Source organism: Streptomyces sp. CB00455 (assembly GCF_001905445.1).
Taxonomy (GTDB): domain Bacteria; phylum Actinomycetota; class Actinomycetes; order Streptomycetales; family Streptomycetaceae; genus Streptomyces.
Window position 1 is genome coordinate 382,622 of sequence record NZ_LIVQ01000005.1, and the last position, 14,568, is coordinate 397,189.

Annotated in this window: 12 protein-coding genes and 2 pseudogenes; 6 read left to right on the top strand and 8 right to left on the bottom strand. The window is 73.4% G+C overall.

The features are described from left to right. Nucleotides 1–179: 179 nt before the first annotated feature. From AMK16_RS21970 to AMK16_RS21995, 6 genes and pseudogenes are all read right to left on the bottom strand, one after another. Nucleotides 180–407, bottom strand: coding sequence for a DUF397 domain-containing protein (locus tag AMK16_RS21970; RefSeq protein ID WP_443333596.1), 228 nt, complete (start codon nt 405–407; stop codon nt 180–182). A 130-nt stretch (nt 408–537) separates the two neighbouring features. Next, the gene (locus AMK16_RS21975; protein WP_073918357.1) at nt 538–1,713 is read right to left on the bottom strand and encodes a thiolase domain-containing protein; all 1,176 of its coding nucleotides are present in this window, start codon (nt 1,711–1,713) and stop codon (nt 538–540) included. Further along, nucleotides 1,710–2,768: a thiolase domain-containing protein gene (locus tag AMK16_RS21980; protein WP_073918358.1), complete on the bottom strand. Its 1,059-nt coding sequence runs from the start codon at nt 2,766–2,768 to the stop codon at nt 1,710–1,712. Before AMK16_RS21980 ends, AMK16_RS21975 begins: the two co-directional genes overlap by 4 nt. Then, nucleotides 2,768–3,727 (bottom strand): Zn-ribbon domain-containing OB-fold protein, encoded by a 960-nt coding sequence (locus AMK16_RS21985; protein WP_073918875.1) that lies wholly within the window; start codon nt 3,725–3,727, stop codon nt 2,768–2,770. The genes AMK16_RS21980 and AMK16_RS21985 overlap by 1 nt, the downstream gene beginning before the upstream one ends. 261 nt (nt 3,728–3,988) lie before the next feature. After that, nucleotides 3,989–4,133 (bottom strand): annotated as a pseudogene (locus AMK16_RS37385) (crotonase/enoyl-CoA hydratase family protein); the annotation flags it as partial. A 169-nt stretch (nt 4,134–4,302) separates the two neighbouring features. Next, complete coding sequence (locus AMK16_RS21995) at nt 4,303–5,103, bottom strand: crotonase/enoyl-CoA hydratase family protein (protein WP_073918361.1); 801 nt, start codon at nt 5,101–5,103, stop codon at nt 4,303–4,305. 188 nt (nt 5,104–5,291) lie between these two features. Here AMK16_RS21995 and AMK16_RS22000 point away from each other — a divergent pair, with 188 nt between their 5' ends. From AMK16_RS22000 to AMK16_RS22010, 3 genes are all read left to right on the top strand, one after another. After that, on the top strand, nt 5,292–6,938 hold the full coding sequence (locus tag AMK16_RS22000; RefSeq protein ID WP_073918363.1) for an acyl-CoA synthetase: 1,647 nt from the start codon (nt 5,292–5,294) through the stop codon (nt 6,936–6,938). A gap of 182 nt (nt 6,939–7,120) precedes the next feature. Next, the gene (gene paaK / locus AMK16_RS22005) at nt 7,121–8,458 is read left to right on the top strand and encodes a phenylacetate--CoA ligase PaaK (protein WP_073918364.1); all 1,338 of its coding nucleotides are present in this window, start codon (nt 7,121–7,123) and stop codon (nt 8,456–8,458) included. A 71-nt stretch (nt 8,459–8,529) separates the two neighbouring features. Beyond that, nucleotides 8,530–9,393 (top strand): YhjD/YihY/BrkB family envelope integrity protein, encoded by an 864-nt coding sequence (locus AMK16_RS22010; protein ID WP_073918366.1) that lies wholly within the window; start codon nt 8,530–8,532, stop codon nt 9,391–9,393. 567 nt (nt 9,394–9,960) lie between these two features. On the opposite strand, the gene AMK16_RS22015 is transcribed toward AMK16_RS22010, so the two are convergent. Continuing rightward, complete coding sequence (locus AMK16_RS22015) at nt 9,961–11,484, bottom strand: fatty acyl-CoA synthetase (RefSeq protein WP_073918367.1); 1,524 nt, start codon at nt 11,482–11,484, stop codon at nt 9,961–9,963. Nucleotides 11,485–11,570: 86 nt separating this feature from the next. Here AMK16_RS22015 and AMK16_RS35855 point away from each other — a divergent pair, with 86 nt between their 5' ends. The 3 genes and pseudogenes from AMK16_RS35855 to AMK16_RS22020 form a co-directional block, all read left to right on the top strand. Beyond that, nucleotides 11,571–11,930, top strand: a complete 360-nt coding sequence (locus AMK16_RS35855) for a hypothetical protein (RefSeq protein ID WP_143196850.1) — start codon at nt 11,571–11,573, stop codon at nt 11,928–11,930. After that, complete coding sequence (locus AMK16_RS35860) at nt 11,927–12,382, top strand: hypothetical protein (RefSeq protein WP_143196851.1); 456 nt, start codon at nt 11,927–11,929, stop codon at nt 12,380–12,382. The genes AMK16_RS35855 and AMK16_RS35860 overlap by 4 nt, the downstream gene beginning before the upstream one ends. Then, a pseudogene (locus AMK16_RS22020) lies at nt 12,337–13,229 on the top strand (penicillin acylase family protein); the annotation flags it as partial. The gene AMK16_RS35860 and the pseudogene AMK16_RS22020, both read left to right, overlap by 46 nt. 43 nt (nt 13,230–13,272) lie before the next feature. On the opposite strand, the gene AMK16_RS22025 reads toward AMK16_RS22020, so the two are convergent. Beyond that, nucleotides 13,273–14,412 (bottom strand): calcium:proton antiporter, encoded by a 1,140-nt coding sequence (locus AMK16_RS22025; protein WP_073918369.1) that lies wholly within the window; start codon nt 14,410–14,412, stop codon nt 13,273–13,275. Nucleotides 14,413–14,568: the final 156 nt, after the last annotated feature.

Below are 14,568 nucleotides of genomic sequence, written 5' to 3' on the forward strand. Positions count from 1 at the left end.
CCGCGCGCCCGGGCGGCATCGCGCGGTGCATGCGCCCTGCGCCACGCGCCCGGGCGGGCGGCATCACTCCGTGCGCGCGACTCGTGGCGGGCGCACGCTCGGGGCCGGTCGGCGGCCCGTGTGCACGGGCCGCCGACCGGCCGGCCCGGGACTGCATCAGGCCGGACTACGCCTCGGGGTCACGTCAGGTCGAACTCCCCGCCGCGCGCGTTCAGCACGAACTTGCGCCACTCGTCCGGCGCGAAGATCAGCGAAGGACTCTCGGGGCGCTCACTGTTGCGCATCGCGATGAAGCCCTCGACGAAGGCGATCTGGACGTCACCCGCCCCCCGGCTGCTCGACTGCCAGTGCGCCCCGGTGAGATCGAGGTCCGGCTTGCCCCAGCCGGCGAGGGGTCGTGAAGTCATGCTCTCGGCCACGTGCGTGCTCCTCCCGGTACGTCGTCCGGGGCCAAGGTTAGCCACCGCGGCCGGTGCCGCACAGGCCACCGCGCGCCACCGGTGGCCGGTGGGACACCAGCCGGGATCCCCGCCGCGTTCAGGAGGCCGGCGGCTCGGCCCCCACCAGCCACATCGCGAAGAACTGCGCACCGCCCCCGTACGCGTGTCCCATGGCCCGGCGGGCTCCGGGGACCTGGTGCTCCCCGGCCTGGCCGCGGACCTGGAGGGCCGCCTCCGCGAAGCGGATCATGCCGGAGGCGCCGATGGGGTTGGTGGACAGGACGCCACCGGACGGGTTGACCGGGAGGTCCCCGTCGAGTTCGGTCACGCCGGCCTCGGTGAGCTTCCAGCCCTCGCCCTCGGCTGCGAAGCCCAGGTTCTCCAGCCACATCGGCTCGTACCAGGAGAAGGGGACGTACATCTCCACCGCGTCGATCTCACGGCGCGGGTCGGTGATGCCGGCCTGCCGGTAGACGTGGGCCGCACAGTCCTTGCCCGCCTGCGGTGAGACGAAGTCCTTGCCCGCGAAGAGGGTCGGCTCGCTGCGCATCGCCCCGCCGTGCACCCAGGCCGCCGGTTCGGGCGCACGGGCGGCGCCCCCGCGGTCGGTGAGGACCATCGCGCACGCGCCGTCGGAGGAGGGACACGTCTCGGAGTAGCGGATCGGGTCCCACAGCATCGGCGAGGACTGGACCTTCTCCAGGGTGATGTCGTGCTCGTGCAGGTGCGCGTAGGGGTTCTTCAGTGCGTTGCGCCGGTCCTTGTAGGCCACCAGCGAGCCCACCGTGTCGGGGGCGCCGGTGCGCCGCATGTAGGCGCGCACGTGCGGGGCGAAGAAGCCGCCCGCGCCGGCGAGCAGCGGCTGCTGGAAGGGGACGGGCAGGGACAGGCCCCACATGGCGTTGGATTCGGACTGCTTCTCGAAGGCGAGGGCAAGGACCGTCCGGTGGACGCGGGCCGCGACGAGGTGGGAGGCGACCAGGGCCGTGGAACCGCCGACCGAGCCGGCCGTGTGCACGCGCAGCATCGGTTTGCCGACCGCGCCGAGCGCGTCGGCCAGGTACAGCTCGGGCATCATCACGCCCTCGAAGAAGTCGGGGGCCTTGCCGATGACGACGGCGTCGATGTCCGCCCAGGTCAGTGCGGCGTCCGCGAGGGCGCGCGCCGCCGCCTCGCGGACCAGCCCGGCGATGGAGACGTCGTGGCGGGCGGTGACGTGCTTGGTCTGGCCGATGCCGACGACGGCAACCGGCTCCTTGCCCGATGTGGTCATGTTCGGTCCCCTTCCAGGACGGCGACCAGGTTCTGCTGGAGGCAGGGGCCGGAGGTGGCGTGGGCGACGGCCCGGTCGGACTCGCCGCGGTGGATGCGTGCCGCCGCCTCGCCGATCCGGATCAGGCCCGCGGCCATGAGCGGGTTGGCGGCGAGCGCACCGCCGGACGGGTTGACGGCGACGCCGTCGCCGAGTCCGAGGGCCTTGCGCAGGACGACCTCCTGCGAGGAGAACGGCGCGTGCAGTTCCGCCGTGTCCACGGGCCCCTCGAAGACCCCGGCGTGCCGGGCCGCGATCCGGGTGGAGGGGGAGTCGGTCAGGTCGCGCAGTCCCAGGCCGTGGGGCTCGATGCGGTGGTCGATGCCGGTGATCCGGGCCGGCCGCCCGCACAGCCGGCGGGCCGTGTCCCCGGCGGCGAGGACGACGGCCGCCGCTCCGTCGCCGATGGGCGGGCAGTCCCCGGTGCGCAGCGGCGCCACCTGGTAGTCGCCCTGGGGGACGGCGCCGGTGAGCTGCGCGTGCGGGTTGGCCGTCGCGGCGGCGCGGCTGCGGGCGCCGATGGCGGCCAGGGCGCCCTCGTCGGTCTCGCCGGCGTCGATCAGGGCCTGGGCCTGGAGGGCTGCCAGGGCCACGGAGTCGGGCCAGAGCGGGGCGAGGTAGTACGGGTCGAGCTGGCGGGTGAGGACGTCGCGTACCGGTCCGGGCGAGGACTTCCCATACGCGTAGACGAGCGCGGTGTCGGCCTCGCCCGTCTGGATCTTGACCCAGGCCTCGTAGAGGGCCCAGGCGCCGTCCATCTCGACGTGCGACTCGGAGATCGGCGGCCAGGCGCCGACGCCGTCGAGGGTCATGGTGAAGGAAAAGGCGCGTCCGGCCAGGTAGTCGCTGGACCCGGAGCAGGTGAAGCCGATCTCGCCGGCCTTCAGGCCGGTCTGCGCCAGCACGCGGTGCAGGACGGGCATGACCATCTCGACTTCGCTGAGTTCGTCGGTGCGGCGCAGGTGGTCGCTCTGGGCGAAGGCGACCACCGCGACCTCACGGGCGTATCGGGCCATCAGATGAGCTCCTTGTACGCGTCGTAGTCCGCGTCCGGTTCGCCGGTGGGGCGGTAGTGGTCGGGGTAGCGGCCGCCTTCGGTCCACACCGGTTCGACGCGCAGCCCCATGCGGACCTGGTCGTAGGGGATGCCGCCGATCCGGCCGTGGAGGGCGAGGTCGGCGCCGTCGAGGGCGATGTGGGCGTAGACGTAGGGGACTTCGATGTCGAGGTTGCGCGCCTTGATGTTGACGATGCAGTACGTGGTGACCGTGCCCGCCGGGCCGACCTCGACCTGGTCGGTGGTGGCGACCCCGCAGGTGGGGCAGGCGCCGCGCGGCGGGACGTACACCTTGTGGCAGGAGGGGCAGCGCTCGCCGATGGTCTTGCGCCGGGAGAGGCCGTTGATGTAGGCGGTCTGTGCGCGGCCGGGGCTGTAGGTGTAGTCCAGTCGGGCTTCGGCGACGATGCCGGTGACGGGGTCCGCGAAGGCTCCGTCGTGAGGGGTGGCCGGGCCGCCGTCGGCTCCGTCGCACGGCTCGAAGCAGGCGATGTCGGTGATCGCCCCGGTGCGCTCGGCGGCCCAGCGCACCCGGACGCGCATGCCGGTGCGGACGGCCTCCGGCCCGGGCGCGTCGAGGGCGTGCAGGAGGGCGGTGTCGGCGCCGTCGAGCCGGACCAGGACCCAGGCGAAGGGGGTGCCCAGCGGCTGGTTCGGGCGGGGCCGGCCGTTCCAGGCCCAGGTGGTGACGGTGCCGGTGGCGGCGACCTCGACGAGTTCGCGGATGTCCTCGGCGGTGACGGGGTCGTACTCGACGGGCGGAACCATCACCCTGCCGTCGCAGGTCTTGACCCCGAGCAGCACCCTTTCGCGCAGCCCGGTGAGGAAGGCGGACTGGACGGGCCCGAGGGACCGGGTGAAGGGGAACTCGACGACGAGCGGCGCCCGGAGCAGACCGGGCGGGGAGGGTGCTGTCATGACGGGCATCTCCGATGGTGTCGACAACGATTCCGAACGCACTTCCACCCCGGCCGGCACACGAGCCCCGGGGTCCCATCCACCCCCGCCCCCGGGGCTCGAGGCGGGGGCCAATCCAGCCCCGCCGGCGTTCGAGGCGGGGGGCCGACCCAGCCCCGCCGGCGTTTGAGGCGCGGGGTCCGGGGCGGAGCCCCGGCAACGGCGCCGCACCCGCACCCCGCACCCCGCACCACCCAGGTCCGCCAAGGACCCCGGCGGGACCTACTCGCGCCGGTACACCGCGACCCGCTTCTCGGCGAAGGCCCGCGCCCCCTCCTTCGCATCCGCCGTGTCGAAGACCGGCCACCCCCGGGCGAGCTCGGCGGCCAGCCCCTCGGTCTCGGTCAGCTCGGCGGTCTCGTAGACCNGGGGCTCGAGGCGGGGGCCAATCCAGCCCCGCCGGCGTTCGAGGCGGGGGGCCGACCCAGCCCCGCCGGCGTTTGAGGCGCGGGGTCCGGGGCGGAGCCCCGGCAACGGCGCCGCACCCGCACCCCGCACCCCGCACCACCCAGGTCCGCCAAGGACCCCGGCGGGACCTACTCGCGCCGGTACACCGCGACCCGCTTCTCGGCGAAGGCCCGCGCCCCCTCCTTCGCATCCGCCGTGTCGAAGACCGGCCACCCCCGGGCGAGCTCGGCGGCCAGCCCCTCGGTCTCGGTCAGCTCGGCGGTCTCGTAGACCGATGCCTTCACGGCCTCCACGGCGAGCGGCCCGCACGCGTTGATCCGCTCCGCGATCTCCAGCGCCGCCTCCAGCGCCGTACCGTCCGGCACCACGCGCCCGACCAGTCCGATCCGTGCCGCTTCCTGCGCGCCGTACGGGCGCCCGGTCAGCAGCATCTCCAGGGCGTGGGTGCGCGGGATCTGGCGCGGCAGCCGCACCGTGGAGCCGCCGATCGGGAAGAGCCCGCGCCTGACCTCGAACAGCCCGAAGGTCGCGCCCGCCCCGGCGACCCGGATGTCGGTGCCCTGCAGGATCTCCGTGCCGCCTGCCACGCAGTACCCCTCCACCGCCGCGATCACCGGCTTGCGCGGCCGGTGGTGGCGCAGCATGGCCTTCCAGTGCAGGTCGGGGTCGGCCGTCAGGCGGTCCCGGTAGTGGTCGCCCGCCATCCCCCGGCCGGCGAGGGCCTTGAGGTCCATGCCGGCGCAGAAGTCCCCGCCCGCGCCGGTCAGCACCACGGAGCGGACCTCGTCGTCGGCGTCGGCCTCCAGCCAGCCGTCGTAGAGCCCGACCAGCAGCGGCAGCGAGAGCGCGTTCTTCGCCTCGGGTCTGTTCATGGTGAGTACCAGCGTGGCGCCGTGCCGTTCCACGGTCAGGTGTTCCGTCCCACCCATTGCCGTCCTCCCGTCTCAAGACCTAGAACAGGTTGCAGTAGGGGCGGGTGCAGTTCAATAGTTTTCTGACACTCAGTCAGGTTTCTTGGGCGGCTCCCTTCCCACTTGTGGGCGGCAGCGCTCTAATGACCGCCGGAACAGACCAGTCAGGGCCCGGCGACGGGCCCTTCCGGGGGTCAGGAGGAGCGGTGGAGTACAACCTTGCCGACCTGTTCGAGTCGGTCGTGGACGTGGTCCCGGACCGCGAGGCCCTGGTGTACGTCGACCACCCCGGGACCGGCGCCGAGCGCCGCCTCACCTACGCGGAGCTCGACGCGGCGGCGAACCGCGTCGCCCACCACCTGCTGGACAGCGGGCTGGAGCCCGGCGAGCACCTGGGCCTGCACCTCTACAACGGCGTCGAGTACCTGCAGACCGTCCTGGCCTGCCTCAAGGCCCGGCTGGTGCCGGTGAACGTCAACTACCGGTACGTGGAGGAGGAACTGGTCTATCTCTACAACGACGCCGACCTCGCCGCGCTGGTCTTCGAGGGCGAGTTCACGCAGCGCGTCGCGGCCGCGCTGCCGCAGACGCCGCGGCTGCGCCACCTGGTCCGCGTCGGCGCCGCTCCCGACGGGGCTCCGGAGCCCGCGATCACCCCGGTCGCCTACGCCGAGGCCGAGGCGGCCGGTTCGCCCGGCCGCGGCTTCGCGCCCCGCAGCGCCGACGACCTGTTCATCATCTACACCGGCGGTACGACCGGCATGCCCAAGGGCGTCATGTGGCGGGCGGAAGACCTCTTCTTCGCCGGCCTCTTCGGCGGCGATCCCTCGGGAGAGCCGGTCAAGCGACCCGAGGAGCTGGCCGAGCGGGTCGCGGCGCGCGGCGCCGGCCTCACCTTCTTCCCCGCTCCCCCGCTGATGCACGGCACGTCCACGCTGACCTCGTTCATCGCCTTCAACTACGGCCAGCGGGTGGTGATCCACCGCAAGTACGCGCCCGAGGAGGTGCTGCGGACGATCGAGAAGGAGAAGGTCTCCAGCGTGTCCCTGGTGGGTGACGCGATGCTGCGGCCGCTCATCGACGCGCTGAACGGCCCGCTCGCCGGGACCGACCTGTCCTCCCTGTTCAGCGTCTCCTCATCCGGCGCGATCATGTCGGAGACGGTGCGCGCCGAGTTCCAGCGGCTCGCGCCGGACGTGCTGCTCCTGAACAACTTCGGCTCCTCGGAGTCGGGGTCCAACGGGCGGGCGACGAACGATTCGGGCCCTGAGCGGGGCTTCCGGCTGGAGGTCAACGACCGTACGCAGGTGGTGGACCCGGTGACGCACGAGCCCGTGCCGGCCGGGCAGCCGGGGCGGCTGGCGCAGCGCGGCCACGTCCCGCTCGGCTACTACAACGACCCGGCCAAGACCGCGGAGACCTTCTTCCGGAAGGGCGCGGAGCGGTGGGTGCTGCTCGGGGACATGGCGACCGTCGACGAGCAGGGCATCGTGACGGTGCTGGGGCGCGGCTCGCAGTGCATCAACACCGGCGGCGAGAAGGTGTATCCGGAGGAGGTCGAGCAGGCGCTCAAGTCGCACCCGGACGTGTACGACGCGCTGGTGGCGGGGGTCGCGGACCCGACCTGGGGCAGTCACGTCGCCGCGGTGGTGCAGCTCCGCGCGGGGGCGCCGGAGCCGAGTCTGAGCGAGATCCAGAGCCACTGCCGCACCCGGCTGGCGGGGTACAAGATCCCGCGCCGGCTGGCCATCGTGCCCGCCATCCAGCGCTCCCCGAGCGGCAAGGCGGACTACCGGTGGGCCAAGGCGGTGGCGACGGAGGAGGACGGCGCGCACACACCCGCCTCCGGGTGAGCGCCCCGCCGCGGGCGTCGCGCGGGGCGCGGGCGGCGCGCGCGGGGCGCGGGGCGCCGGGTGACCTGCGGCTCGCGGACCGCACCACCGGACGATCACTCGTTCGAGTCATTGCCCCGGCGGCCCGACTACTGGCAATCTACCGAATGATCGGTCGGGTGACTCACGATGGGGTGACGGGCATGGCGGCGCACGCGGAACTGCAAGACGAGGGCGAGCGGCTCGGCCGCGACGAGCTGGCCGCGCTCCAGCTGACGCGGCTGCGCGCGACGCTGCGCCGCGCCTACGAGCGGGTCCCGTTCTACCGGGAGTCCTTCGACAAGGCCGGCGTCCATCCCGGCGACTGCCGCTCGCTCGCCGATCTCGCCCTCTTCCCCTTCACCGCCAAGACCGACCTGCGCGACCAGTACCCCTTCGGGATGTTCGCCGTGCCGCGCACCGAGGTGCGGCGCCTGCACGCCTCCAGCGGCACGACCGGGCGCCCCACGGTGGTCGGCTACACCGACGGCGATCTGGCGACGTGGGCGGATGTCGTCGCCCGCTCCATACGCGCCGCGGGCGGCCGGCCCGGCCAGATCGTGCACATCGCCTACGGGTACGGACTGTTCACCGGCGGCCTGGGCGCGCACTACGGCGCGGAGCGGCTGGGCTGTACGGTCGTGCCTGCCTCGGGAGGAATGACGGACCGCCAGGTCCGGCTCATCCAGGACTTCCGGCCCGAGGTCATCATGGTCACCCCGTCCTACATGCTGACCCTGCTGGACGAGATGGAGCGCCAGGGCATCGACCCGCGCTCGACCTCGCTGCGGACCGGGATCTTCGGCGCGGAGCCGTGGACGCAGGAGATGCGGCGTGAGATCGAGGAGCGGCTGGCCATCGACGCCGTGGACATCTACGGCTTGTCCGAGGTGATGGGACCGGGCGTGGCCCAGGAGTTCGCGTCGACCAAGGACGGTCTGCACATCTGGGAGGACCACTTCTATCCGGAGGTGGTCGACCCGCTGACGGGCGAGGTGCTGCCGGAGGGCGAGCCGGGCGAGCTGGTGTTCACCTCGCTCACCAAGGAGGCCATGCCCGTCGTCCGCTACCGCACCCGGGACCTGACGCGGCTGCTGCCCGGCACCGCCCGCCCGGCCTTCCGCAGGATGGAGAAGATCACCGGCCGCAGCGACGACATGATCATCCTGCGCGGGGTGAATCTGTACCCGACGCAGATCGAGGAGATCCTCCTGCGCACACCCGGTCTGGCGCCCCACTTCCAGCTGCGGCTGACGAAGGAGGGCCGGATGGACGCCCTGACGGTACGGGTGGAGGCGCGCCGCGAGGAGGACGCCGCCCGGCGCGAGGCCGCGAGGGCCGCCGTGGAGCGGGCCGTCAAGGAGGGGATCGGGGTGTCGGTCCAGGTCGAGGTGGTCGAACCGGAGACCTTGGAGCGTTCGGTGGGCAAGATCAAGCGGCTGGTGGACCTGCGCGGCACCCCGCAGACGGGGGACGCCCCTGACGCGCCTGCGAGCAGCTGAAACCACCCCTTCGGGCCCATTTCGGGCCGGGTCCCGGGAGCCGGTGGGCCCTTCCGGGTAGTGCATGAGTCGTGACCTCGATCCTCCGGCGGCTCTACGACCGGCTCCAGGGCTCCCCTGCGGGGCTGGCCTGGAGCCGCGGCCGGGATCTGGAGCTCATGCACCGGGCGATGGGTTTCGCGGCGCTCGGCTTCCTGACCCTGGTGCCCCTGCTGGTGGTCGTGGCGGCCGCCGCGCCCGGCAGCGGTTCGGGCTTCGGCCGCTGGCTCGGCCAGGCCCTCGGGGTGGCCCGGTCCTCGCGGGTCCGGGTCGAGATGGTGTTCGGTGCGGCGGACCTGGCGCTGGAGCGGACCACCGCCTTCGGTCTGGCCGCCCTGGCCGTCTTCGGCCTGACCTTCGGCTCGGCCGTGCAGACCGGCTACGAGAAGGTCTGGGACCTGACGACCGCCCGCTGGCACACCATGTGGCGGCACGTGGTCTGGCTCGCCCTGCTGGTCTGCTACCTGGCCCTGCTCGTCCTGATCCCCGCTCCGTCGGACGACGCCGCCGGCACGGTCGTGGGCACGGTCGGTGATCTCTTCGGCACCTGCCTGTTCTTCGTCGCCTCGCAGCGGCTGCTGCTCGGCGGCCGGGTCCGCTGGCGGGCCCTGGTGCCGGGCGCGGTCGCGACCAGCGTCGGCCTGCTCGGCCTGCGGCTCTTCTCGCAGCTGGTGTTCTCGCCGCTGATCGCCTCGAACGCGGTCACCTACGGCCCGTTCGGCACGCTGCTGGTCGTGCAGTCCTGGCTGGTGGGTGTGGGCTTCGTCGTCTACGGCGGAGCCCTCGTGGGCCGCATCCTCCACGAGCACCTGACCCTGCGGCGGCTGCGGCGCGGCGGACACCTCCCCCCGGAAGACGCCCCCGCGCCCGCCCCTGGCGACCCGGAAGACGGATGACCGGCACGGCGCACGGCGGGCGGTGCGGTGCGGTGCAGAGGAGCACAGGAGCAGAGGAGCAGTACGGGCGGGCGCCCGGCCTTCCCCGGCGTCGGGCAGGTACGGCGCGACGACGTTCGCCCTGGGGGGGCTGGACCGGGGCGCTCGCCGGCGAGGCCGCCGGATTCGGGGTCAGGGCCCTGATCGTGGAGCCGGGGTCGTCGCGCACGGGTTTCGCCGGCGGTGAAGCGCTGCACGAGGCCGCGAGCGCGCTGCCCGCCTCGGAGACGTGGTCGGGCCGGTGCGCCGGTGCGCCGGGGGCTCCCGGACGGCGACGGCAGACAGCCCGCCGACCCGGTCAAGGCCGCAGCCGCCCTCCTCGCGGCGATGGGCACCGGGCGGGCACACGCCGCTGCGGCACACGCCGCTGCGGCTCGTGCCGGGCGACGACGCGGTCGACTTCGTCGCGGCCCCCGCGGCCGCCGCCCGCGAGGAAGCCCGCACCCGGGAGCCGGTCGGCCGGGGCACGGACGTCGACCCGCAGACGCCTCCGGCTCCGCGGCCCGAGCCCCCGCGGGTGCCGGAGCGTCAGTGCGTCGCGGGCGGCTGCGTGAAGCGGTCGCGCAGGGTGCGCTTGAGGATCTTGCCGCTGGCGTTGCGCGGGAGGGCGTCCACGAACAGGACCCGCTTGGGGGCCTTGAAGTGGGCGAGCCTCTCCCGCGCGTACGCCATCAGCTCCGCCTCCGTCACCGCTCCCGCCTCCCCGCGCGGCACCACCACCGCCGTCACCGCTTCGATCCACCGTTCGTCGGGCAGGCCGACCACCGCCGCCTCGGCCACCGCCGGGTGGGTGTACAGCACGTCCTCGACCTGCCGGGAGGCGACCAGTACCCCGCCCGAGTTGATGACGTCCTTCACCCGGTCCACCACCGTGAAGTACCCTTCGTCATCCCGGACCGCCAGGTCACCCGAGCGGAACCAGCCGTCCCGGAAGGCCCTCGCCGTGGCCTGCGGGTCGTTCCAGTACCCGAGGCACAGCTGTGGCGAGCGGTACACCACCTCGCCGGCCGTCCCGGGCGCTACCTCCGCGCCGCCCTCGTCGACCACCTTCGCCTCGACGTGGCGTACCGGGCGTCCGCAGGACTCCATCCGTCCCTCGTGCTCCCGCGGCCCCAGCACCGTGGCCAGCGGGCCGATCTCGCTCTGGCCGAAGCAGTTGTAGAAGGCGAGGCCGGGCAGCCGGGCCCGGAGCCGCTCCAGCACCGGCACCGGCATGACGGAGGCCCCGTAGTATGCCTTGCGCAGCGCGCCCAGCTCGCGGCGGCCGAAGCCGGGATGGTTCGCCAGGGCGATCCACACGGTCGGCGGCGCGAAGAGGCTGTCCGCCCGCCCCGCCTCCACCAGGTCGAAGACCTGCTCGGCGACCGGGGCGTCCAGGATCGTGTTCTCGGCCCCCACCGCCAGGTACGGCAGCAGGAAGACGTGCATCTGCGCCGAGTGGTAGAGCGGCAGGGCGTGCACGGGCCGGTCCTCCTCGGCCAGGTCCAGTGCCTCGATGGCACTCTCGTACTCGTGCGCGAGCGCCCTGTGCGTCATCACCGCGCCCTTCGGCAGGGCCGTGGTGCCGGAGGTGTAGAGCAGCTGCGCCACCCCGTCCTGGTCCCGGTCGGGCTCGAAGGCGAGCGGCTCGGCCAGTTCCGCCAGGAAGGAACCCGGGGCGTCGCGCAGCAGCCGTACGGGGTACCCCTCGGGGATGCGCCCGGCCAGATCCGGGTCGGCCAGCACCAGGGCGCTCGTGCAGTCGTCCAGGATGTGCGCGAGGTCCCCTCCCATGAGGTTCTGGTTGACCGGGACGTGCGTGAGCCCGGCGCGGGCGCAGGCGAGGAAGGCGAGCAGGTAGGCGTCGGAGTTGTGGGCGAAGGTGGCCACCCGGTCGCCGCGGTCCAGGCCGTACCGCTGCCGCAGAACGGCCGCGCCGGTGGTCACGGCCGCGTCGAGCTCGGCGTAGGTCCAGCTCCGGCCGCCGTAGCGGACGGCGGGGTGGCCGGGGACCCGCCGGGCGCTGTCGCGGACCAGTCCGTCGACCGTGTTGTGCCGCACTGCCGTCGTCATGCGGTGATCCTCGCCTCCCCGCGGGCCCAGGTCAACGACCTGGATACCGAACGGGATGTTGACAGATCATCGGACTGCCTGCATGAGTGTGGGGGCACGTACGCACCGCCTGTTGCACGGGCTGTTGCACGGGCAACTTCGCCCACCCACAGGCTACTTGGGAGGTATGTCGCTCCGCACCCGCCCCGTACTGCGCCGCGCCGCCCTCCACCACGCCGGCCGACCGGATCGCCGAAATCCAGGAGTTCCCCCAATACGCCGACGACCGCCTCCACGGACGAGTCGGCGATGTCCGAGCGAGTGGTCTGCGCGCAGCCGTCCTCGCCCTCACCGGCGGCCTCACCGAGTCCCAGATCGCGCGCGCCTTCCACCTCGCCTGCGTCGGCGAGGCACTCACCTCCGCACTTCCCCGGCTGGTCAGCTGCATCGAGAAGGAGTGCCGATGAGCGACCACGGTTACGGCCCCGACGTCCCGCCACCACCGCCACCACCGCCACCCCCGCCGAAGGACGAGGGCGCGGGCGGAACGAAGAGCGGGGCGGACGATCCGTACGAGGACACCGGCGGGTCCCCGGATCAGGAGACGGCCCAGGAGGAGAACAAGTCCGGGAAGAGCACCGAGGACGCCGCCGGGGGCGGGGCGCTGGGCCCCGATGCATCGAATGCGGCGTCGCTGAGCGGTGAGGGCACGGGGGAACAGGCCGGTTTGAAGGACGGCATGGACGATCCTTACGACGACGACGCCGGCCAGTCGCCAGTCCAGGAGACGGCCAACGCGGGGGTGGACGGGGTCGAGGACGACGACGTGACCGACACACCCGCCCGTAACGCAGGGTGCTCACGGACTTCGCCAACTCCAAGGACAGCGCCTGGCTGGCCAATGCGGACCGGCCGCTGACCGGGTACGAGCGGATCTGGGGCAATGTCGCCACGCAGTGCTCGATGCGGACCCGGGGTGCGGTCGAAGACGTGGCGGCGATGGCCTCGAAGGGCGGGCTGACCGTCGCCGACCTGCAGGGACAGCAGTTCGCCAACCGGGTGCCGGCCGGTGGCCTGGCGGCGGCCGACGCGGCGGCGGCCTGCGCGGCCCTGCCGGGCGGCGCGGCGACGGCGGGCGACGGCGCCGCCGTGGACGTCTCGGCCGCCTGTGCGGTGCTGGCGCGCTGGGACCGGACGGCGGACGGCTCCAACCGGGGCGCGCTGCTCTTCGACCGGTTCTGGCGCAGGCTGACGGCGACGACCGCGGCCAAGGACCTGTGTCTGGTGCCGTTCTCGGCGGACGATCCGGTACGCACGCCGCGCACGCTCGACCGGGCGGCGCCCGGGATCGGGCGGGCCCTCGCGGACACGGTCCAGGAGCTGACGGCGGCCGGGATCGCCCTGGACGCGCCGCTGGGCGCGCACCAGTCGTGGTCCGGGGCGGGCGGAAGCTCCCGGTGGGAGGCGGTACGGAGGCCCTGGGCGTCTGGAACGAGATCGAGGCGCCGTGGAACGCCGCGGCCGGGGGCCACCCGGAGGTGGTGCACGGCTCCAGCCGCATCCAGGCTGTCGGCTGGGACGGCAGCCGCTGCCCGGTGGCGCGCACCCTGCTGACGTACGGACAGTGCTCGAATCCGGTGTCGCCGTACTACGCCGACCAGACCAGGCTGTTCTCACAGGAGCGGTGGGTGACCTCGCGGTTCTGCGAGCGGGACATCCTCACCTCGCCGCAGCTGAAGGTGGTGTGGCCCCGGGAGCGCCGCTGAAGGGCGGCCCGGGGCTCGTCCCAGGGCCTTCGCCCCGGGCCGCTCACGGGCTGACGGCAAGGAAGAGGAAGGCCGCGAACAGCACGAGGTGGACGCCGCCCTGGAGCAGGGTGGCGCGGCCCGGCACGATGGTGAGGGCGCTGACCACGATGGTCAGGGTGAGCAGCACCATGTGGACGGGTCCGAGGCCGAGCAGCAGCGGACCGGACATCCAGATCGAGGCCAGCGCGATGGCCGGGATGGTCAGGCCGATGCTGGCGATGGCCGAACCGTAGGCCAGGTTGAGGCTGGTCTGGACGCGGTCGCGGCGGGCGGCGCGGACGGCGGCGAGGGTCTCGGGCAGCAGCACCAGGAGCGCGATGATGACGCCGACGACCGCGTTGGGCAGGCCCGCCCGGGCGACGCCCTCCTCGATGGTCGGCGAGACGGCCTTGGCATTGCCGACGACGGCGACGAGCGCGACCAGCAGCAGGCCGAGGCTGATGTGGGCGGCGCGTGCGGTGGGGGGCTCGGCGTGGTCCTCGTCCTCGCCGGCGGCCGCCGCCGCGGCGGCCCGGGCCGCCTCCCGGCGGATGCGGTGGGTGTCCACGGGCAGGAAGTAGTCCCGGTGCCGGACGGTCTGGACGGCGATGAACAGGCCGTACAGGGCGAGCGAGGCGACGGCGGCGAAGGTCAGCTGCGCGGCGGAGAACTCCGGGCCGGGCTTGCTGGTGGTGAAGGTCGGCAGGACGAGGCTGAGGACGGCCAGGGTTGCGACGGTGGCCAGGGCGGCGCCCGAGCCCTCCGCGTTGAAGACGGCGACGCGGTTGCGCAGGGCGCCGACGAGCAGGGACAGGCCCACGATGCCGTTGCAGGTGATCATGACGGCGGCGAAGACCGTGTCCCGGGCCAGGGAGGCGGTCTTGTCGCCGCCGTCGGCCATCAGGGTGACGATGAGCGCCACTTCGATGACGGTGACGGCGACGGCCAGGACCAGGGAGCCGAAGGGTTCGCCGACACGGAGGGCCACGACCTCCGCGTGGTGGACGGCGGCGAGGACCGCGCCGGCCAGGCAGAGGGAGACCAGCACCACCGCGAGTCCCGGCAGATCGCGTCCCCAGCTGAAGACGAGTGCGACGAGCGCCACCACGGGGACCAGGACGGTCCAGTCGGTCCGGGGGGATTTGTTCGTTGCCGTACTCATATCAGCCAACTTGCCAGAAGAAGCCCGCCGGTGCGGGGCGCGGCACGTGCCGGTAGCCCTGACGTGGCGCGTCTCACGGGGGTCTGCGGGTCTCCGGGGGCGGCGGGCCCGCCGCCCCGGCGGAGCGGCTCCGCGCGTCACCTCGGGCGCGGCGCG